Annotated in this window: 19 protein-coding genes; 11 read left to right on the top strand and 8 right to left on the bottom strand. The window is 55.3% G+C overall.

The window, feature by feature from the left end; translation table 11 throughout:
• Positions 1–22: 22 nt before the first annotated feature.
• The 4 genes from motB to CSQ89_RS02185 all read left to right on the top strand — a co-directional run bounded on the left by motB (position 23) and on the right by CSQ89_RS02185 (position 3,948).
• Entirely contained in the window at positions 23–937 is a 915-nt protein-coding gene (gene motB / locus CSQ89_RS02200; protein WP_099404561.1) for a flagellar motor protein MotB, read from the top strand.
• Positions 934–1,659: a class I SAM-dependent methyltransferase gene (locus CSQ89_RS21935; RefSeq protein WP_139022998.1), complete on the top strand. Its 726-nt coding sequence runs from the start codon at positions 934–936 to the stop codon at positions 1,657–1,659. The genes motB and CSQ89_RS21935 overlap by 4 nt, the downstream gene beginning before the upstream one ends.
• Positions 1,656–3,089: an HDOD domain-containing protein gene (locus CSQ89_RS02190; RefSeq protein ID WP_158228869.1), complete on the top strand. Its 1,434-nt coding sequence runs from the start codon at positions 1,656–1,658 to the stop codon at positions 3,087–3,089. Before CSQ89_RS21935 ends, CSQ89_RS02190 begins: the two co-directional genes overlap by 4 nt.
• A gap of 82 nt (positions 3,090–3,171) precedes the next feature.
• Positions 3,172–3,948, top strand: coding sequence for a TrmH family RNA methyltransferase (locus CSQ89_RS02185; protein ID WP_099404558.1), 777 nt, complete (start codon positions 3,172–3,174; stop codon positions 3,946–3,948).
• Here the strand turns inward: CSQ89_RS02185 and CSQ89_RS02180 are convergent.
• Entirely contained in the window at positions 3,934–4,842 is a 909-nt protein-coding gene (locus tag CSQ89_RS02180; protein ID WP_099404557.1) for a DMT family transporter, read from the bottom strand. The two genes, CSQ89_RS02185 and CSQ89_RS02180, sit on opposite strands and share 15 nt — an antisense overlap.
• Positions 4,843–4,980: 138 nt before the next feature.
• The gene (locus CSQ89_RS02175) at positions 4,981–5,751 is read right to left on the bottom strand and encodes a phytanoyl-CoA dioxygenase family protein (RefSeq protein ID WP_099404556.1); all 771 of its coding nucleotides are present in this window, start codon (positions 5,749–5,751) and stop codon (positions 4,981–4,983) included.
• Between the two features lie 432 nt (positions 5,752–6,183).
• Between CSQ89_RS02175 and CSQ89_RS02170 the strand changes: the two genes are divergently transcribed.
• Both CSQ89_RS02170 and ung read left to right on the top strand, forming a co-directional pair.
• Complete coding sequence (locus CSQ89_RS02170) at positions 6,184–6,708, top strand: PilZ domain-containing protein (protein WP_099404555.1); 525 nt, start codon at positions 6,184–6,186, stop codon at positions 6,706–6,708.
• Positions 6,698–7,372, top strand: coding sequence for a uracil-DNA glycosylase (gene ung / locus CSQ89_RS02165; protein WP_233202936.1), 675 nt, complete (start codon positions 6,698–6,700; stop codon positions 7,370–7,372). The genes CSQ89_RS02170 and ung overlap by 11 nt, the downstream gene beginning before the upstream one ends.
• A 150-nt stretch (positions 7,373–7,522) precedes the next feature.
• Here the strand turns inward: ung and CSQ89_RS02160 are convergent, their stop codons facing one another.
• From CSQ89_RS02160 to CSQ89_RS02135, 6 genes are all read right to left on the bottom strand, one after another.
• Positions 7,523–8,740: an EAL and HDOD domain-containing protein gene (locus CSQ89_RS02160; RefSeq protein ID WP_099404553.1), complete on the bottom strand. Its 1,218-nt coding sequence runs from the start codon at positions 8,738–8,740 to the stop codon at positions 7,523–7,525.
• A gap of 87 nt (positions 8,741–8,827) precedes the next feature.
• Entirely contained in the window at positions 8,828–10,774 is a 1,947-nt protein-coding gene (locus CSQ89_RS02155) for a chemotaxis protein CheA (protein WP_099404552.1), read from the bottom strand.
• A gap of 31 nt (positions 10,775–10,805) precedes the next feature.
• Complete coding sequence (cheZ, locus tag CSQ89_RS02150) at positions 10,806–11,603, bottom strand: protein phosphatase CheZ (protein ID WP_099404551.1); 798 nt, start codon at positions 11,601–11,603, stop codon at positions 10,806–10,808.
• Between the two features lie 14 nt (positions 11,604–11,617).
• A complete protein-coding gene (gene cheY, locus CSQ89_RS02145) occupies positions 11,618–12,007 on the bottom strand; it encodes a chemotaxis response regulator CheY (protein ID WP_099404550.1) in 390 nt (129 codons plus the stop codon).
• 60 nt (positions 12,008–12,067) lie between these two features.
• Positions 12,068–13,003, bottom strand: coding sequence for a chemotaxis protein (locus tag CSQ89_RS02140; protein WP_099404549.1), 936 nt, complete (start codon positions 13,001–13,003; stop codon positions 12,068–12,070).
• 29 nt (positions 13,004–13,032) lie between these two features.
• Entirely contained in the window at positions 13,033–13,998 is a 966-nt protein-coding gene (locus tag CSQ89_RS02135) for a chemotaxis protein (RefSeq protein ID WP_099404548.1), read from the bottom strand.
• Between the two features lie 257 nt (positions 13,999–14,255).
• Between CSQ89_RS02135 and CSQ89_RS02130 the strand changes: the two genes are divergently transcribed.
• The 5 genes from CSQ89_RS02130 to CSQ89_RS02110 all read left to right on the top strand — a co-directional run bounded on the left by CSQ89_RS02130 (position 14,256) and on the right by CSQ89_RS02110 (position 19,863).
• A complete protein-coding gene (locus CSQ89_RS02130) occupies positions 14,256–15,437 on the top strand; it encodes a sensor histidine kinase (RefSeq protein WP_099404547.1) in 1,182 nt (393 codons plus the stop codon).
• A gap of 244 nt (positions 15,438–15,681) precedes the next feature.
• On the top strand, positions 15,682–15,987 hold the full coding sequence (locus tag CSQ89_RS02125; RefSeq protein ID WP_099404546.1) for an STAS domain-containing protein: 306 nt from the start codon (positions 15,682–15,684) through the stop codon (positions 15,985–15,987).
• An 18-nt stretch (positions 15,988–16,005) separates the two neighbouring features.
• Complete coding sequence (locus CSQ89_RS02120; protein WP_099404545.1) at positions 16,006–17,694, top strand: PP2C family protein-serine/threonine phosphatase; 1,689 nt, start codon at positions 16,006–16,008, stop codon at positions 17,692–17,694.
• Entirely contained in the window at positions 17,681–18,376 is a 696-nt protein-coding gene (locus tag CSQ89_RS02115) for a chemotaxis protein CheB (protein ID WP_186293413.1), read from the top strand. The genes CSQ89_RS02120 and CSQ89_RS02115 overlap by 14 nt, the downstream gene beginning before the upstream one ends.
• An 80-nt stretch (positions 18,377–18,456) precedes the next feature.
• Entirely contained in the window at positions 18,457–19,863 is a 1,407-nt protein-coding gene (locus CSQ89_RS02110; RefSeq protein WP_099404543.1) for a sigma-54-dependent transcriptional regulator, read from the top strand.
• The last annotated feature ends 6 nt before the right edge of the window (positions 19,864–19,869 follow it).

Raw genomic sequence — 19,869 nt, 5'->3', positions numbered from 1 at the left:
TTGATAGGCAAGGAATCGCACCATGAGTGATGACTCGCAACGCCCGATAATCGTCAAGAAGATAAAGAAGGGGGGGCATGGCCACCATGGTGGCGCATGGAAGATCGCCTATGCCGACTTTGTGACGGCGATGATGGCGTTCTTTCTGCTGATGTGGTTGCTGGGCTCTGCCACCAAGGGGGATTTGCGCGGTATCGCCGATTATTTTCAGAATCCACTCAAGGTAGCCCTAAGTGGTGGATCGGGTGCGGGTGAGTCGAATAGCGTCATGCAGGGTGGCGGCTTGGATTTGTCGAAAAAAGCTGGTGCGCATCGTCGTAGCCCGGACCCGGGCGACAAGAAAATTCTCGATCAGTTGAAGAAAAAGCTTGAGGAGGCACTGAAGAGTTCCGCCACAGGCAAGCTGGCGCAGTACAAGGATCAGATCCTGCTCGATATCACACCCGAAGGCTTGCGTATCCAGATCGTCGACCAACAGAACCGACCTATGTTCAAGAGCGGCAGCGAGCAGATGGAAGGGTATGCGGCGGATATTCTCAAGGAAATCGCCGCCATTCTCAATGAGGTACCTAATCGTCTGTCGCTCTCGGGCCATACCGACTCAGCGGGTTTTTCTGGTGGTGATGCCAACTTCAGTAACTGGGAGCTATCGGCGGACCGGGCCAACTCATCGCGCAGGCAACTGATTACCGGTGGCCTTGGCGGGGCAAAAATACTCCGCGTGGTGGGTTTGGCGGATTCCGTCCCATTTGATACCGCCAATCCAGCCAATCCGGTGAATCGGCGCATCAGTATCATTGTGCTGAACAAGGAGGCGGAAGAGAACATCATGAAGCTGGCGGGTAAAGCTGCAGGAGAAACCGAAAACGTCGGCGATGCGGAAACGGCGGCTGCCGCCATTAACGAGGCCGTCGGGCCTGGTGCCGCCAAGCCGTGAATCCGGCGCTGATCGGCCTTCTGATCCAGGTGAACGCAGGCTTTTTTGCTTGGCTGCTGCTGTGGTATTTGGGCAGTCCCTTGATCTGGTGGTGGCCCTTGCAAGCGCTTGGGGCACTATTGCTTAGTGTGGTTGCGCGGCAGCCTCGCTGGTGGTGGTTGATAAACGCCAGCTTTGTGCCTGCCGTGGTATTGGCGCTTCGATTGGACTGGCCACCATGGTTATACCTGTTGGCCTTTGTTTTTGCATGGCTGTTGTTTGGCCGTATTGATCGTAGCCGTGTGCCACTTTATCTCAGCAATCGCGCCGCGCTGCGCGCCCTGGATAACCTGGTGCCGGAGCAGGGCAAGGTGCTGGATCTCGGGGCGGGCACGGGTACGGTGCTGGCGTGGTTGGGGCGGCGGGCGGATATCCAGGTGGAAGGTGTGGAACACGCCTGGCTTACCTGGTTGATTGCTCGCTTACGGTTGGTATTGAAGGGCAGCAAAGCCAAAGTGTGGCGGGGAGAACTGATGCAAGCCCCCTTGGCTGATTACGATGTCGTGTATGCCTTTTTGTCGCCGGCAGCGATGCCGGCATTGTGGGCCAAGGCGAAACGGGAGATGTCCTCTGGCAGTCTCCTGGTCAGCAATACCTTCGAAGTGCCGGGTGTGCCGGCGGATAAGGTAATCGAACTCAACGACTGGAAGGGTGCGAGTCTTTATCTATGGCGAATGCCTTGACTGCAGCGACCCCCCCGGGCTCTACGGGGCGCAACAAGACCAATAACGAGGCGTGGCTCGACTTCTGGGCTGCCCGGCCGCTGCCGATTCTGCAATCGACCAAGGCAGCGCTGACCGGTTATGTCGGCAAGTCCGAAGCGGCACGTACCGATGATGTTGTCGACCTTGTCCTGCGTGATCCGTTGCTGACAGCGCATGCGTTAAGACATATCAATCAGCGGCGTCGTTCCAGCATGACGGCCGATGTGGTTTCTCTTGAGAACGTCATCCTGCTGATGGGGTTGGAATCCTTCGTCAAGAAATTCACCGCGCTGCCTACGGTCGAGTCGGTTTTGCTGCCAGCGCATCAGGCTCGTTACTTCTCATTGTTACGCCATATCGCTACCGCTCGTTTGGCAGCCAAGCTGGCGCGCGAGTTTGGCGTACTTCGCTATGACGCCCGACTGGACGAAATTTACGTCACAGCGCTTCTGGCTGATCTGCCGGTGATGCTGCGTCATATCGATGTGGGGATGAATGAGCCGGTACCCCCTGTGGAGCTGGCTTCAGTCATGCTTCCCTTGTTTGCACGCTGGCGTTTGCCCGAAGTATTCAATGCCTTGCTGGACGATACGGTTGCCAGTAACCAGCGCAGCATGTTGCACCAAACCGCCTTGCGTCTGGCCGAGCATCTTCAGCTTGGCTGGTGGCAGGCCGGCATTGCAGATGAGGTGCACAGGGCAGGGCATGCCCTGGGTATCGAGCAATACACGGTATGGGAGATAATCTGCCGTACCTTGCTGCACTTTGCCCGCAATGACTGGCCCTACCCGCAGATTTTCCCGCCGGCGCGTTGGTTGCCGATGATCGCGGGCGATTGGCCCAAGCCGCAGGTCAAAACCGAAAAGGCTGAGACTAAACCCGCCGAAGCCAGCCGTCCCACTGTGCAGGATATCCTGCGTGAATTGCAGCATGCAGGCCAAAGTGGTGCTTCTTTCAATCAGATCATGGGCCTGACGATTCGAGCGCATTCCGATGGGATTGGCCTTAAACGGATTGTTTTCGGCCTGCTGCTGGCGGGCCAGAATGCATTGAAAACGCGTTATATCGTGGGCGCGGCAGAGAATGACCCGCTGCGTACCTTCCATATCGACCTCAGTGCACCGCATATTTTCACCAAGCTCATGCTCAAGCCGCAGTCGATCTGGATCAATGCGACCAATCGGGGTCAGTTTGAATCGTTATTACCCCGGGGTTTGCGGCAGGCGATCGGGCAGGGTGAGTTTCTGGCGATGTCGTTGTTTGTCGAAAACAAGCCGGTTGGCATCTTCTATGCCGACAATCGCGGTGAACCTGTCACGGAGTCCCAGTACAATGCCTTCAAGCAGGTATGCCTGATGGCAGGGCAGTCGCTTACCAGACAGGCCAAGCGGTTGGAGTTGGGCAGCTAGCACTTGCAGTCGTCTTATTGGATATTAACTCGCAGGGTCGGCATCGCCGGCCCTGGTTGTTTTAAAAGGTAGTACCCGTACGATGGAAGTCATACAGTCCCGTCAGAATCCCCTCATCAAGACTTGCACCAAACTGGCAGCCAATCGACGCGAGCGATTGAAGACCGGCTTGAGCTTGCTTGATGGCCCGCATCTGATTACAGCTGCATTGGATGCCGGCCAGCCGTTGCAGCGTATCCTGGTGGCGGAACAGGCGCTGGAAAAGCCCGAGATTGCGCAGTTGCTGGTACGAAGCGATGCACCAAAAAGTGTCGTGGCCGATGGTATGTTTGCTGAACTGAGCGAGCTTGAGTCAAGCAGCGGCATCCTGGCTATCTGGCCTTTCCCTGTGGCGCCAGAGGCTGTGCAGGCGGGCTGGGTATTGGCGCTGGATGGGGTGCAAGACCCTGGCAATGTCGGCTCGATATTACGAACGGCTGCGGCGGCATGTGTGCAGCAGATCTGGTTGAGCCCGGCTTGTGCTGATGTGTACTCCCCCAAAGTGCTCAGAGCCGGGATGGGGGCGCACTTTCTCGTGCCAATAGTGGAACGAGCTGACTTACCGGTGTTGTTGGCGGCGTTCGAGGGGCAGCGGGCTGTTACGGCGCTTGATGGCAGCGTTTCACTCTACCAGGCGCGGTTGACAGGGAGTATGGCATTGGTGATGGGCAGCGAAGGCATGGGCGTCAGCCCGGCGGTGCTGGATCTGGCGACCTTGCGCTTATGTATACCGATGCAGGCAGGGCTTGAGTCGCTCAATGTGGGGGCCGCGGCGGCCATCTGCCTGTATGAACGGGTACGCCAATCAGCTGGTTTGTGAGCCCAGGCCCAGCCGGCGCCGCAAAATGCTGCCATCAACTAGCATGATGATATTGCCGGTTACCGCGCAAATAATGCCCAGCACGGTATAGATATGCCAGACAAAGCCTTCAAACCAACTGGACAACAGCAGCGCGACAATAGGTACGGCGACGGCAATGTAGCCGGATTTAGCTGCCCCTATCCGCCCCATCAGGGTTAAATAGGCGGCAAAGGCCAGTACAGAGCCGAATACCGCCAAATAAAGCAGTGATGCGATGTAGCTGGGACGGGTATCAAATTCGAGGCTTTGGCCAGACAGTACGGTGAAGAGCAATGCCAAGCTCCCACCAAACAGCATGCCGTAGCCGATGGTGGGCAGTAACGGCGTACCGATATTTCGATTGTACTGTGCTGACATATTTCCGATGGAAGCAACGACTGCCGCCCCGAGGCCACAGCCGATGCCAAACCACGCATTCGTGCCGTTGACGTGGCTCAATTCTGGCCAGAACACCAGCCCAATCCCGATGACACCCAAGCCGGCACCCAGTAATGATTTGGCATCAATGGCTTTGCCAAAGGCCAGCCGCATGCCGATCAGATTGAAGATCACCATGCTGGAATTCAATACAGCCATCAAGCCAGAGGCAATATGCTGTTCAGCCTCATACACCAGCATATAGCTGATGCCGAACATCAATATCCCCTGTGTTACTACCCCTAGCCATTCCGCCACATTGAGCCATAGCCGGTGTTTCCTCAGCCAGCACCAAGTCAGCATCAGCAGGCCAGCCAACAAAAAGCGGTAGGCGACTGAAGCTGTAGCGGGTATTACCCCATATTGGAAGGTGATCGCCAGCCAAGTCGAGCCCCAGATGAGGGTAGCGATGGCATAAAGCAGGGCATTGGGCATGGCGTGGTCTCGTTGCGGGTTACCCTGCACAGTAGACCTAAGCCAAACGGGCAGGTAGGCACGCCTGTTTGCTTATCGGGTTGACTGTCATGGTAGTGTCGACATGACAGTCAGCAAGACTGTCATGTAAATATGACTTCAAGCCACGGGGATGGAGGGTAAAGAGGCGCTACGAGAGCCGGGCTGGGCAAGGTTGTCTTGCAGATGGTAGGTAAATACCAGCGAATACTTGGTTTGATCGACGCGATTCCAGCCAGCCGCATGAAATGTCATGGCGTGGAAAAACACCACATCACCTGCTTCGAGTTCTGGGAAGACAGCTGTTTCAATCAGCGCTTGGTTTTCTGGCAGGTCGGGACGAAGAAAAGCACGGTTTTCGAACCGGTCCACATCCATGTCCATCTTGTGGGTTCCGGGCAAAAAGCCAAGACAGCCATTCTCCCGATGCTCCTTACCCAGTGCCAGCCACACAGAGACGAGGTTGTTGTTGGCAAAGTTCCAGTACCGGATATCCCGATGCCAATGCGTGACACTGGAAAACGCGGGCTGTTTGGTCATCAGGCTATTGTGGTGCGCCTGGGAGAGGGCAACCTGTTCGCCCGCCAGCAATTGCTTTAACCGCCCAGCCAGCGGCGCGCTCAGCGCCCAGTCGCGAAAGGCGGCGTCACGCTCGAAAACCTGTAGCAAGCGTCGGGCAGTGCGGCCGCCAGCGGCATCACGCGAGGCGGGTGCGCCGGGGTAACGTGTGTCAGCCTCATATTCAATGGGCTCCCGTGCTTGAGCCAGTTGTGCTTGGCCTGCTGCCAGGATGCGCTGGCAGAGCGCGGTATCTGCTAAGCCTCGGGCGATAAAGAAACCATGTTGCTGAAATGAAGCGACTTCCGCGGGTGTAAACGAAGCGAGAGACATAGAGGGTTCTGGCAAGGTAAAAGGGATAGGTACTGGAATGGGGTAAGGAGGGCATTCTACGCTTGGCCAGCCGGCAAGGGCATTGTGCTGGCGCAAATGAATGGCTCTAAGAGCCTGTCTAAAGTCTGCTGCGCGTCGGCAAAACGGCGTTGAAAACACCCTTGGGATGCTCATTTACCCTATGTAAACTCCGCTTCCTCGGCTGTTCTCGCCTTGTATTGCTCTAGCTCGCGAGACTTTAGACCGGTTCTAAACAAGCTAGCGGAAATAGTTATTGAGCAAGAAAGGTTGCATTCCTTGAACTAAAGGCCGTTAACGTGGTATCTCCCCATCACTGCGCTTTGACCGACGGCGGACCCCCTTGGGGCATTGCCGGTATACAGGGTTAAAGACGGTTGCCGCGTCATTTTTGCTATTCAGGAGCCGAACGTTATGTCTACTCCAATCAAGATCCAGGCTGATTTACCCGTGGCGTGGCATTTGGATGTTCCCCCCATAGGTAGCGATGGGGTGTTACTGTTGCGCGTATTGGCCCTGCTGGAAGCGGTGCCGTCCAATTACAACGAGGATGACTCTGCCGAGACCCTGCGCTGGCAAGGGTTGGAAGCGCGGGTTGACCTTTGCTTATTGTTGTTGGGGCAGCTTCTGCTTCGTGACGGTGTATTGCCGCAGGTCTGCGCAATCGAACTCAGTGGCGAAGGTGCTTGCTGGACCCATCCTCAATTGTTGCGTGTTGGCGAGCGCGGTACCCTGGCGTTGTATCTATCCCCACGTATTCCCCAGCCTTTGTTGCTGCCCGCTAGCTTGACGGATGTGCAGGCAAAGGAAGGTGGCAGTTGTTTGGTGCAGGCCAAGTTTGAGTTGGGTGATATTGAATTGCAAGATTGGTTGGACAAGACCATTTTCCGGCGCCATCGGCGCGAAATCTTTGAACGTAAGCATGTGCATGATGAATGAGCTTCCCCCCGAGTGGGCCGATTGGCTGGCCTCTGAAACAACCCAACCTTATTGGCATGCCCTCCAGCGTTTTCTTGCTCAGGAAGCGGCTGCAGGTAAACAGATCTATCCACCACCTGCTGACCGCTACGCGGCCTTGGCAGCCTTGGCGCCCGACGACGTCAAAGTGGTGATTCTTGGGCAGGACCCGTACCACGGCGAGGGGCAAGCACATGGCCTCAGTTTTTCTGTGCCGCATGGTGTGGCACCGCCGCCATCATTGCGGAATATCTTCAAGGAGATCGCGCGTGACCTGGGCCATTCTCCGCCTCAACATGGCAATCTGATTCAATGGGCGCGACAAGGTGTCTTGTTGCTTAACAGCGTACTGACGGTGCAGGCGGATGCGGCGGGTTCCCACCGTAAGCGTGGTTGGGAGCGCTTTACGGATGCGCTGATTGCAAAACTGTCGGCCGAGCGGGAAGGGTTGGTTTTTCTGCTTTGGGGCAGTTATGCCGAAGCCAAAGCGGCCCTGATTGACCAGCAAAAGCATCTTGTCCTCACATCTGCCCATCCATCACCATTGTCGGCCTATCGCGGTTTTCTGGGCAATGGGCATTTCTCGGCGACCAGCCGTTACTTGAGTGAGCATGGCCGGGCTCCCATTGACTGGGCGCTTACCTAGGCTGTTTGGATTGCGCCAAGTGCTTATTCAAGATCTCACTGCGCAGCTGTGATTATTCCAATGCCTTGCAAAGGTCTCAAAATGCAAAAACGCCACGATTACATGATCGTGGCGTTTTTGCTGAGGCCGATGCAAGCGCCAGATGTCGGGTCAGACGCCCAGTTCTTCCACCCAGGCTAAGGCCGAAACGTGGGCTTTGTTGAGCATCTCCGGCGTAATCTGCAACTGCTCGCACAAGCTTGGCACGTCTGTCATGTCGGGGTCTTCACAGGCTTCGGCAAGCTCCAGGAAGGGCCCATACATGCCAAAGCGGGTAAGCAGGGCCTCCGACACCGAATCGGGCAACAGCAGGGTTTCGAGGATTTTCTCCATCGGCATGTCCAGCATCACATCCAACAAGGAGAAGACACCCACAATAAACAGGTTATCGCGGTCGGTACCATCAAGCAGATGGCTACCCAGCAATTCGACCAAACGCCCGCGTGTAACGGCTGTTTTCATGAGGGCCGGTGGTGTGCCGGCATCGGAACTGGCAGTAACCAGCAACAGCGTCAGCCAGCGGTAAAGCTTTTGGTAGCCCAGGATGGTGACAGCATGGCGGAAAGAATGGATTTCACAGGAAAGGCCAAAGCCTGCTGAGTTGATATAGCGCAAGAGTTTGAACGACAGCGCGACATCGCGTTTGAGCGCGTTCTCGATCTCGGTGATTTCGGCGTTATTCCTCAGCATATTCAGCAAACTGAGGATATTGGCGTAGGCCGGGTTGATGACCTTGGCCGATAGCGTTTCAGGGTGGGCGAAGTAGTAGCCTTGGAAGCAATCGAAGCCGACATCAAGGCAGAATTTGAACTCGTCCTTGGTCTCCACTTTTTCGGCAACCTGCAATACAGGGAATTTACGTAGTTCTGTGGATAGCGACTTCGTGTTCTCGAGCCCCAGTTCCTGCACATCCAGCTTTACGTAATTGGCAAACTCCAGGAACGGCGCAGTCTGTGGAGTATAGGTAAAGTCATCGAGTGCAATACCAAAACCCTGGGCGCGCAACTCCTTGGCACGGGCCATTAGCTCTGGTGTGGCATTCACTGATTCAACAATCTCAAGCACCACCCTCTGGGGATGCAGTAGCTCAAGAAAGTTGCTTTCCAGCATGGAGGTGGCAACGTTCACGAACGCCAATTTACTGCCCACCAGCCAGTCGGCACCCATGTTCGACAGGGTATTGACCAGCACATTCGTACCAGCCTGCATATCGCTGGAAAACTCGGCAGTGACAGACGATTGGTCGAGTCGGAATAGCAACTCGTAGCCAATGATCTGCTGTTGGCGATTCAAGATAGGTTGACGGCCGATAAAGGCAGTGTTCTGCATGTAGCCTCGCGAAGCACCCAAGCGAAAAAGAGTAGAACGGCGGACTTCAGTTTATGTTGGCCGCCAGTTGGATTGGTAATTTATGACTTAGCCCTTATTGGTCAACATCTCAAGAAATTGCGTTGTCTTGATGGCGGAATTATCCGAATGCTGCGTATCTTCAATCATGCTTTCCATATCCAGTACGAGCACTACCGAGCCGTCGCCGGAAAGGGTTGCACCGGCAATACCGCGTGGCCGGATATTCTGTAAAGGCTTAATCACGACATCATCGCGGCCGATGAAGCTATCGATCGCCAGAATGAAGGAGTGCTCGGCAGCCTGCATCAGCACGCCAAACTGAGGCGTTTGGGTGGCTTCCCAACCGATAAGGCGCGCGAGAGAGCGAACCGACAAAATCTCGTCCCGCACCACAATGGTGGCCCGGCCCGACACTTCCTGAATCTGTTCGGATCGGATGGGGATAATTTCCCTCACCATGGCGAGTGGTACGGCGAACGGTTGGTTGCAGACACGCACCACCAGTACAGGCAGGATGGCCAGTGTCAGCGGCAGGGAGATGGAAAAGCGAGATCCTTCGCCAACCGTTGACTGAATGTCGATGCGGCCGTTAAGCCCAACGATATTGGTCTTCACCACATCCATGCCGACGCCGCGGCCGGAGACACTGGAAATCTGATCCTTGGTCGAGAAGCCGGGAAGGAAGACAAGCTGGAGCGCCTGTTTGTCATCCATGCTGTTGGCTGCTTCAAGGTCAATCAGGCCTTTTTCCACGGCTTTACGGCGCAGTACATCGGGCCGCATCCCTTTACCATCATCGACAATTTCAATCAGGATATGATCGCCGACCTGGGTGGCGGTCAGTTGCACAATACTCTTGCTGGGCTTGCCGACGGCGATACGTTCTTCGATGGTCTCCACGCCGTGGTCAACCGCATTGCGCACTAAGTGCACCAATGGGTCGTTCAGGTCTTCCAGCATGGTTTTGTCGAGTTCGGTTTCTTCGCCGGTGATCACCAACTCGACGTCTTTACCTAACTGACGCGCCAAGTCGCGTGCCAACCGTGGGTACTTCTGGAACAAGCGCCCGATGGGCTGCATGCGGGTCTTCATCACCGCATTTTGCAGGTCGCCCACCAAGAGATCGAGCTGGCCAATGGCTTCATCCAGCGCTTTTAGCGTGGTGCTGTCGGTTTTGCCGTTCAGTATGTCGGTACGAAGTGTTGTCAGGCGGTTCTTGGTCAGGCCGATTTCACCGGAGAGGTTGAGTACCTGATCAAGCCGGTTGGTATCAATCCGGATGGTGGTTTCTTGCGTGGCCAACTGCTGGCTGGGCCCTGGGGCCTTAGCCGTCTGCTGCGCAGCGGCAGGGCGAAGGCTGGGTTCTTTGGATGCCGTTTGGCCGGGAACGACTGCTGTTGGTTTTGGTGCGACGACGGCGGGCGCTGCGGCAACAGGTGCTGGTGCCGGGCTCGGCGCAGCCGATGCTGCCGGCGCCTGTCCTGTTACGGCTTGGTGCATTGATGCCCAATCAGGTTCACCCGGCTTGCCAGCACTGACCGGGGCTGGCGCTGCTGCGGCTGGTGCTGGGGTTGGAGCTGGAGCTGGAGCTGGAGCTGGAGCAGCGACTGCGGCCACCGCTTTGCCTTCGAGCGCAGCATCCAATTGTGCCAGTAAACTTGAGTCGGCCTGTGCCGGTTGCCGTCCTTGGGACATGGAACCAAACATTTCACGGACGACACCCGTAGCGGCCAAGATCACATCCATCAGCTCGGGCGTCAGCTTCAGTTCGCCAACCCGCAGCTTGTCGAACAGGTTTTCTGTACGGTGGCAAAGATTGATCAGCGCATCGACATTCAGAAACCCCGCACCACCCTTGATGGTGTGAAAGCCCCGAAAGATGTCATTCAGTAAATGCTTGTCCTCTGGTCGCTTCTCCAGCTCGACCAGCTTGTTATCCACGTCAGAAAGCAACTCCGAGGATTCGGTCAAGAAATCCTGGAGCAGCTCTTCCATGCCGGCAAAGTCGCTCATAGCGTCGTCCTTCTGGCCTTACTGACCGGATTCAGAAACCAAGACTGGCAAGCAGGTCGTCTACCTGCTCTTGGTTGGTTACAACGTCGGAACGGCCTTCTGCATTGTAAACCGGGCCATTCTCCAAGCCGCCTTCTTCCTCTGGTGCAACCAAGGGTTTGATAGCACCCGTGGGTGAGAACTGCACTAGGAACTCTAGCAGACCGCTCTCCATCTCTTTGGCCATCTCGACAACCTTTTTGATCACCTGGCCGGTCAGATCCTGGAAATCCTGCGCCATCATGATTTCAAGTAGCTGCTCGTTCGTGGCGCGCGCCTGGTCACTACTTTGTCTGAGGTGTTCACGTGTCTTGCTGGCAAGCTGCTTGAATTCCTCGACAGAAAGCTGATTGGCAAACAATTTGTCCCACTGTTCGGCCAGCGACTTTGACTCGGACTCGATCTGGTTCTGCATGGGCTGCGCCAGGTCCACAGCATTCAGCGTACGGTTCGCTGCTTGCTCGGTCAGAGTCGCGATGTAGGAGAGCCGGTCACGGGCATCGGGAATGGCTGCAGCGGCTTTTTCCAATGACTTGTCGTACCCCATGTCATGCAGCGCATCGTGCACCTTGCGTGTCAGTTGTCCAATGCTGGCAAACATAGAACGCGCAGGGTCTGTCTGCATATCCAGTGGGGCGGCAGGCGGCGCGGCAGCTGCTGGGCTCTCGCTTGCTGCACTGGGTGCCGGTTCTGGCGCACTGGGGGGGGCGCTGCTGGAGGCACTGACGATGCTGTCGAACAAATCTTGTAGTTCGTCGGAGTCGCCGCTATTGATAGCTTTATCGCTCACGTTGCACTCCTGTCTTACTTATTAATCGTCTGGAAGATTTTGGCTAGCTTCTCGTCCAGCGTCGCGGCCGTGAAGGGCTTCACGATGTAGCCGCTGGCACCTGCCTGGGCGGCCTCGATGATGTTTTCCTTCTTGGCTTCTGCAGTAATCATCAGGAAGGGCAAGTGCTTGAGCGTTGCATCACCACGTACTGCTTTCAGCAACTCGATTCCAGTCATATTCGGCATGTTCCAATCCGATACAACGAAATCAAAACTGGTGGACTTGAGCTTGTGTAGTGCAACTTGTCCATCTTCCGCCTCCTCGACGTTGCTATAACCCAGCTCTTTGAGCAGGTTACGCACGATGCGACGCATCGTGGAGAAGTCATCGACCACCAGGAACCGTATATTTTTGTCCGACATGTCTTGCTCCATGAATCCCGTTAGGCAACCGGGTTCGCGGTTAACCGCGGTTCGTCTGAATCAGCTTTGCAGGTAGGGGGTAATCGTTTCCGCCAACACGAAAGGATCGAACTTGGCAACGTAGGCATCTACGCCGACGCTGCTGCCCATGGCTCGGTTGGCATTCGATGACAACGAAGAGTGCATGACGACAGGGATACCCCTGAAGCGCGGGTCGGACTTGATATGCTTGGTCAGAACATAGCCGTCCATTTCCGGCATTTCCGCATCGACCAGAATCAGTTTCAAGGACTGACTGAGTGGTTCGCCGTCATGTTGGTGACGACTGGCAATGTTTTGTAGTTTGTCCCAGGCTTCCGCACCATTGTTGGCTTGGTGGTACTTGACGCTGATCTTGTCCAATACGCTGATGATTTCCTTGCGCGCAACCATCGAGTCATCGACGAAGAACATGAATTTTTCTTGATCGATAGAAACGGAGGGGATATCGGGTACGAAGGTTTCGCCGATGACAGTGGCGAGGATTTGTTCTACGTCCAGAATGGAAATCAGTTTGCCGTCGTCGAGTTCGGTGATGGCGGTGATGAGCGCCTGATTTCCGGCCAGCATGCTTTCGGGCGCACGCACCTTGTTCCAGTCAACCCGGATGATGCGGTCTACCGAGTGCACCAGAAATCCCTGAGTGTGCTTGGAAAACTCGGTGACGATCATCGTGTCTTCCGCTTGCGGATTGACATCGTTGGGGTTGATGAACTTCGCCAGGGAAATGACCGGGATGATATTGCCCCGCAGTGAAATCACACCTTCGACGCCGACAGGCATATTGGGTGTCTTGGTGATCTTGGGTGTCTGCGATACTTCACGCACCTTGAACACGTTGATACCGAAGGTTTCTCGCGTGCCGAGCGAAAACAAGAGAATTTCCATCTTGTTCGAGCCCGCAAGTTTGGTGCGAGCATCGACGCTATCGAGCAGAGTGGAGTTTGCTGAAGACATTGAAAATTCCCTTGTGCGCTTTGACTGGCTTACTTTGTCGGTGGCAACGAATTGCGCAGCATGTTCACAACGGCTTCTGTGAGCTTGTGTGCTTCAAACTTGGCCACGTAGCCATCTACCCCCACCGATTGGCCGAGTTTCTGGTTCGACATGCCCGATAGCGAGGAATGCATCAGAATGGGAATACCGGCGAAGCGAGGGTCGCTTTTGACTGTCTTGGTCAGCATGTAGCCGTCCATTTCCGGCATTTCTACGTCGGTCAGGATCATATGCACATAGTCTCTGATCGGTTTGCCGGCAGCTTCAGCTGTCACAGCAATACGCTGTAGCTCATCCCAGGCGCGCTTGCCGTTGATGCATTCGACGTAATTGAGTTCGAGCGCTTCCAAGGTGCGCTGGATTTGCTTGCGGGCAACAGCCGAGTCATCGGCGTAAAAGACGGTTTTGCCCACCACGTCACTTTGGGGATGGATGCCACGGAATTCGGCGGAATCGTCGACCTTGTTGGTTTCCGCCAATACTTTTTCAACGTCCAGCATCATGACCAGCTTGCCGGATTCCAATTCGGTTACGGCTGTCACGAGCCCGCGCATGTTGTTGTTGAGAATCTCCGGCGGAACGCGCATCTGCGACCAATCCAGCCGCAGAATCGTATCAACGGCCTCGACTAGGAAGCCCTGTGTATGAACGTTGTACTCCGACACAATCATGATTTCTGGCTTGCTGCTGGTCTGTACGCCAACATATTTCGCGAGATCTATCACGGGAATCAGATTTCCACGCAGGCTGACCATGCCCTCAACGGCGTCCGGCATTTCCGGTGCCTGGGTGATCTCTGGGGTACGCATGACTTCGCGCACCTTGAACACATTGATGCCAAAGTTTTCGCGCCGGTTGGAGCGTTCATCCAGACCCAGAGTAAACAGGAGTATTTCGAGCTTGTTGGTACCGGCAAGCTTGGTGCGAGCATCGATTTTTTTGAGCAAGTCGGACACAGTTTCGACTCCGCAAGGGTGTTATGGTGCCTATCATCTGGATAGGCTTCGCTTTGGAAGGGGTATCCGGATGTCAATTATTTCGAATGCTCTGCCCGGTGCTGATACTGGCAGACAGTCATGCTTTCACTAGTTACAACATGCCGTGCTTTTGTTATGGGTGCCGCTCTGTTGGAATGCAAGCCAGACGTACGTTGCAGCACTTTGGCTCCGAACTTTTATAATCCAAAAGATACGCATCAACAAGGAAGTCCAGATTGGCTGCGCCGCCTAGTGAATCAGTTAAACCAGAAGATAAGATCGACCGGGCCGAGCTTGAACAGGCGTTTTCCCTGTTCACAGAGGCCTCGCGCCAATTGGTCGAGTCTTATCATGAACTCGAACAGAAGGTCAGTTCGCTGACGGATGAGTTGGCGGTGGCCAACGGTGCATTGCGTCAGCAATTCGAGGAGAAAGTGGCGTTGTCAGGCCGGCTTGAAGCATTGCTTGCGGCGCTGCCGGGGGGCGTTGTTGAGTTGGATACCGACGAACAGGTCATTACGATGAACCCTGCTGCGGAGAAAATCCTCGGCCGGCAATTGATTGGTGAGGATTGGCGTGATGCTATTCAATCCGGCCTGGTATCGACAGCCGTGGACAGTGATTGGCTGTTTACGACGGATAGCGGCCAGGAAAAACGCTTGAGTATCGTGACCAGCCAACTTACAAGCGGCGAGCGTATTTTGTTGATCCATGATTTGAGCGAGAGCTGGCGCTTGCGTCGTCAGTTGGAGCAGCACAAGCGTCTGGCTGCAATGGGGGAAATGGCGGCGGGCCTTGCGCACCAGTTGCGCACGCCACTTGCTACCGCCTTGCTCTATACCGCCAGTTTGGCCAAGCCGCAGTTAGGTGAAGTGGAGCGCGTGAAATTCGGCCAGAAATCATTGGCGCGTCTGCGGCACCTGGAGATTCTGATCCAGAATATGCTGCAGTTTGTTCGCGGACAACAAGCGCTGTTAGAGCCGGTGGAATTACGGGGGGTGATGGAGGAGGCCTTGCAGATCGTACAGCCTCAGGATACCGGCAACGTCCGTACCTGGCTGTTGACGTTGCCCGATACGGAGGTGTGGATTGAGGCCAATCGTAAGGAACTCACCAGTGCATTGGTCAATTTGTTGGAAAATGCGCTGCAGGCTACGGGTGCAGGCGATCAAATCGCGTTGTCATTGGAGCGTGAGGGCGACAGCTGGCAGATGGTGATTAGCGACAGTGGCTGTGGCATGCCGGAGAACGTACGGGAGCGTCTTTTCGAGCCGTTTTTTACCACGCGTAAGGAAGGCACGGGTCTGGGACTTGCTATTGTTCGTAATCTGATCACCGCCTATGGTGGCGACATTGATGTCCACTCGATGCCCGGGGAGGGTGCCAAATTCACGATTCTGTTGCCAGCCAAGGAATAGCTCCCTATCTTGGTAAGGCAACTTCTTAGGAATCTGTTCGGTCGTTTGCAGTGAGTGGTTATTAAGAACCTGATCACGGCTGCCCAGTAAGATATTGAACGGGTTCAAAGGGGAGGCGCAGTAATCGGAATGTACATGGGTGCAGAGGATTTTGAGTTGGACCTATACCCCAAGTAAGCGACGCACAGTAAGGCAGCGAACTGGTTCTTACCAATAATCTCCGTTACGGAAGCTTGATAAATCTATGACTGCTATCGTCGAAATCTCCGGCCAAACGGGCCGTCTCGTGCTCTCCGGGCAATTTGATTTCAGCGCCCACCGCGACTTTCGCCAGGCATCCGATGAAGTGCTGGCGGCTGATTCGGTACGCGAGTTACTGGTTGATTTTCAGCAGGTCGACTACCTGGATAGCTCGGCGTTGGGCATGTTGCTGTTGCTCAAAGAGAAAGCCTCGGCATCGGGAAAGAGCTTGGCTTTGGTAAATTGCCGCGAGACCGTAAGGCAAGTCTTGGAAATCGCCTGTTTCGGCAAGATATTTACCATCCGCTGATGTGGCCCCAGGCCCCTCATGAAAGTCCTGCTCGCCGACGATGCTGAAGTAGTGCGCCTGATGGTGGGGCGCCTGGTCGAGTCATTAGGGCATGAGCTGATACTGGCCTGCGATGGTTTGGAAGCCGTTGAGAACTTTACCAAAGCTCAGCCCGACATGGTCCTGATGGACGTGTTGATGCCCCGCCTTGATGGGCCGGAAGCAGGACGACGGATCAAAGCAGTCGCCGGTTCGCGCTGGGTGCCCGTCGTCTTGATCACGGCGGTTGAGGAAGTGGACCGGTTGGCTGATGCGATGGAGCTTGGTGCAGATGATTATCTGATCAAACCGGTCAACTTTCGGATTCTGGAAGCAAAGATTAAGGCGATAGGCAGGACGCTGGAGCTTAATCGCAAGGTACATGAGCAAGCCAGCAAGCTGGCTGAATATTTTGACCATGCCGAAGATGAAAAGCGGGTTGCCAGGCACTTGATGGAGCAGCTGGTAAGCCGTGAGCGTTTGTCCGATCCCCAATTGCATAGTTGGATTGATCCGGCAGAAAGCCTTTCTGGCGATCTGGTTGCCGCTGCCCGCACCCCAGGGCGGGTTTTGCATTTGATATTGGCTGATGGTATAGGCCATGGCTTGACGGCTGCGTTGAACGTATTGCCCCTGACTCAGCCTTTCTATGCCATGACTGAGCGGGGTTTCGCGTTGGCCGATATTCTGCTGGAAATGCACCGAAAAGTTTGCCAAGTCTTATCGGCTGGACGCTTTGTTGCGTTGGCCTTTGTGGCGGTGGATTTTACCAAGCGCCGTATCGAGATCTGGAATGGTGGTATCCCAGACCTTCATCTCTTCGGTGGGCAGGGCGAGTTGCTGAAGTCTTGGCCATCCAAGCATTTGCCACTCGGTGTCTTGCCGCTTGCTCAGCTAAGCCTGAAAACCGAACACTATGTCTACCATCAGCGTTGTAACCTGGTTCTGAGCTCCGATGGCTTGCTGGAAGCGCGCAATGCCGCCGGTGAGGTTTTTGGTGTAGCGCGGTTGATCGAGGCATGTGCTACCCCATTGCCGGCGCAGGCGCTGGCGCGGACAGTGACGGCCCAGGAAGCTTTTCTGGCAGGTATGCGGCGCCATGACGATGTCTCCCTGGCCATGATTGATCTGGACCCCGCGGCGACACCGCTTCAACCGGAATTCAAAGGTCTGCATCAGTTGCCTGATTTGGCGGAAGCCAAGTGGCGCTATGTTTTGTCGCTCAGCGCAGATGAATTGCGCCATCTTCATACCGTGCAGTATCTGTTGGACTTTGTTGCCCAGATTCCTACTCTGCGTCCTGCGCATGCCGACATATTTATGGTCATCCACGAGCTTTTTCTTGATGCGCTGGATAGGGACCTGTTGGGTTTGCCGTCCGAGCCGCAAGATGATGCTGACAGTGTGGCAAGGTATCTGGCGGAGCGGGCACAGCGCTTGAGCCAATTGCTATGTGGCCGTATTGATATCGCGTTGGCAGGTTATGACGTGGGTGATCGCAGTGTGTTGCAGATTTGCATTACCAACAGCGGTGAAGGATTTGATGCCAGCAGGGGAGCGTGGCAGGACAGGCGCAACGGGTTGGGTATTGCCACGGTACGCGCACTCTGTGTGTCGCTGCGGTTTGATGAGGAAAGCCATAAGGTTGAGGCTTATTACCTGTCGGGGCGGTTTGATGAGCCACCATGAGCCACGCCCTGTCCGACACTTTAAGAAGCCATCAGAGCCCTTTGAGATCCCACCGAGTTTGACAGCTGATGCGGTGTTGCCGCTTGCGGTGAATCCGTTACGCGGCCCTGCTGAGACATTGATTATTGTGGGAGCCTCAACCGGTGGTACGGAGGCTCTGAAGCATTTTCTGGTTCCCTTGCCGGAATACGCACCGCCTGTGTTGATTGCGCAACATATGCCGGAGATGTTCACCGCCCCTTTTGCCGCTCGGCTCGATAGCCTTTGTCGTATGAAAGTGAAACAAGCCGAACACAACGAGCCGGTTTTGCAGGGGCACGTCTATGTCGCCCCGGGGCATTCACATTTGCTGTTAGGGGTGTCCAACGGACGTTATATTTGTGTCTTGTCTCAAGCACCCCCGGTCAACCGACACCGTCCTTCGGTGGATGTTTTGTTCCGCTCGGCAGCCAATAGCGCGGGCCGATATGCCGTGGGTGCGATTCTGACGGGTATGGGGCGTGATGGTGCGACGGGGATGCTGGAAATGAAGCAGGCGGGAGCGCGTACATTTGCCCAGGATGAGGCCACATGTGTTGTATTTGGCATGCCAAAAGAGGCGATTGCCCTTGGCGGCGTGGACGAAGTCTTGCCGATAGAGGCGATATCCACACGAATATTGGCTTTTCTGCGTGAGGCTTAGCCATAGGTGGGTAAAGGCGCGTAGCATCAACAGCGAGCTGTTTCTACGATGATAGATAATCAAATAAGAACAGATAGCCCATGCCTGCATTGCCGATTCTGATCGTCGAAGATGATAATGACCTACGCGAAGCGCTGGTCGATACCCTGGGCTTGGCTGGCTACCAAGTATTGACGGCAGAGGATGGGGAGGCCGGCTTGCTTGTGCTCGCTGACCACAAGATCGGCTTGGTGCTATCGGATGTACAGATGCAGCCCATGGATGGCGAAACGTTGTTGCACAGGGTAAAGAGCGACTACCCCCATATTCCTGTGGTGCTGATGACGGCTTATGGCGTGATTGAAAAAGCCGTAGCTGCTTTACATGCAGGAGCTGCGCACTATCTGCCTAAACCTTTTGAGCCGGATGATTTGCTGGCGACTGTAGCCAAGTACATGCTGCCCGCGGTGGAGGATGAGGCGGTTATTGCAGAAGACCCCGGCATGTTGCGTTTGTTAGATATGGCGCAACGTGTAGCACAGTCTGAAGCGGCGGTGATGATTACCGGTGAGAGCGGCACGGGTAAAGAGGTGCTGGCTCGCTATATACACCGTCATTCATTTCGTGCCCATGGCCCGTTTGTGGCGATTAACTGCGCGGCGATTCCCGAGCAGTTGCTGGAGTCAACCTTGTTTGGCCATGAAAAAGGGGCGTTCACAGGGGCGGCGAACCTGCACATCGGTAAGTTTGAACAAGCAGACGGTGGCACGTTGTTGTTGGATGAGATCTCGGAAATGCCGTTGGAATTGCAAGCTAAGCTATTGCGTGTGCTGCAGGAGCGCGAAGTCGAGCGGGTTGGGGGAAAACATCCTATCCCGATTGATATCCGTGTGTTGTCCACTTCCAACCGGGATATGCCCAATGAAGTGGACGCAGGGCGGTTCAGGGAGGATTTGTACTACCGGCTGAATGTGTTTCCATTGATGTTGCCAGGGTTGCGTGCCCGGCCAGACGATATCGTACCCTTGGCACGTACCATGCTGTCTCGGCATGCTGCTTCGAGTAAACGTAGGGTGCCGACGATTAATCCTGCCGCTGCTGCGGCGTTAACCGCTCATTGCTGGGAAGGGAATATCCGAGAACTTGAGAATGTCATGCAGCGGGCGCTGATTCTGGCACCGGGAGATGAGATTGAACCGGAGCATTTGTTTCTACCGGCAACATCCCGGCAGAAATTGCCGCTATTGACGGCAGAAATTGCCGCATCAGGGGCATCTTTTAGGATGCCGGCAAATTTTGCCGCTCGTCCCGCATTTTCCCCAGCCGCTCCTACGTCGGCAGCCCCGGCGATTACAGATATCAAGTCACTGGAGCGCCAACATATACTTGATACGCTTAAAGCGGTGGGTGGGGTGCGAAAGCTGGCTTCCGAGCAGTTGGGTATGAGCGAGCGGACGTTGCGTTATAAGCTTCAACAGTACCGCGAAGAGGGCTGGCAAGAGGAATAAAGATGA

This window comes from Chitinimonas sp. BJB300 (assembly GCF_002735695.1).
Taxonomy (GTDB): domain Bacteria; phylum Pseudomonadota; class Gammaproteobacteria; order Burkholderiales; family Chitinimonadaceae; genus Chitinimonas.
The sequence above is the reverse complement of the archived record's forward strand: the minus strand, read 5'-3'. Positions and strand labels throughout refer to the sequence as shown.

Coding starts and splice junctions, on each gene's coding strand:
- motB (WP_099404561.1), top strand. CDS start 23: ATGAGTGATGACTCGCAACGCCCGATAATCGTCAAGAAGATAAAGAAG.
- CSQ89_RS02185 (WP_099404558.1), top strand. CDS start 3,172: ATGGAAGTCATACAGTCCCGTCAGAATCCCCTCATCAAGACTTGCACC.
- CSQ89_RS02180 (WP_099404557.1), bottom strand. CDS start 4,842: ATGCCCAATGCCCTGCTTTATGCCATCGCTACCCTCATCTGGGGCTCG.
- CSQ89_RS02175 (WP_099404556.1), bottom strand. CDS start 5,751: ATGTCTCTCGCTTCGTTTACACCCGCGGAAGTCGCTTCATTTCAGCAA.
- CSQ89_RS02170 (WP_099404555.1), top strand. CDS start 6,184: ATGTCTACTCCAATCAAGATCCAGGCTGATTTACCCGTGGCGTGGCAT.
- ung (WP_233202936.1), top strand. CDS start 6,698: ATGATGAATGAGCTTCCCCCCGAGTGGGCCGATTGGCTGGCCTCTGAA.
- CSQ89_RS02160 (WP_099404553.1), bottom strand. CDS start 8,740: ATGCAGAACACTGCCTTTATCGGCCGTCAACCTATCTTGAATCGCCAA.
- CSQ89_RS02155 (WP_099404552.1), bottom strand. CDS start 10,774: ATGAGCGACTTTGCCGGCATGGAAGAGCTGCTCCAGGATTTCTTGACC.
- cheY (WP_099404550.1), bottom strand. CDS start 12,007: ATGTCGGACAAAAATATACGGTTCCTGGTGGTCGATGACTTCTCCACG.
- CSQ89_RS02140 (WP_099404549.1), bottom strand. CDS start 13,003: ATGTCTTCAGCAAACTCCACTCTGCTCGATAGCGTCGATGCTCGCACC.
- CSQ89_RS02125 (WP_099404546.1), top strand. CDS start 15,682: ATGACTGCTATCGTCGAAATCTCCGGCCAAACGGGCCGTCTCGTGCTC.
- CSQ89_RS02120 (WP_099404545.1), top strand. CDS start 16,006: ATGAAAGTCCTGCTCGCCGACGATGCTGAAGTAGTGCGCCTGATGGTG.
- CSQ89_RS02115 (WP_186293413.1), top strand. CDS start 17,681: ATGAGCCACCATGAGCCACGCCCTGTCCGACACTTTAAGAAGCCATCA.
- CSQ89_RS02110 (WP_099404543.1), top strand. CDS start 18,457: ATGCCTGCATTGCCGATTCTGATCGTCGAAGATGATAATGACCTACGC.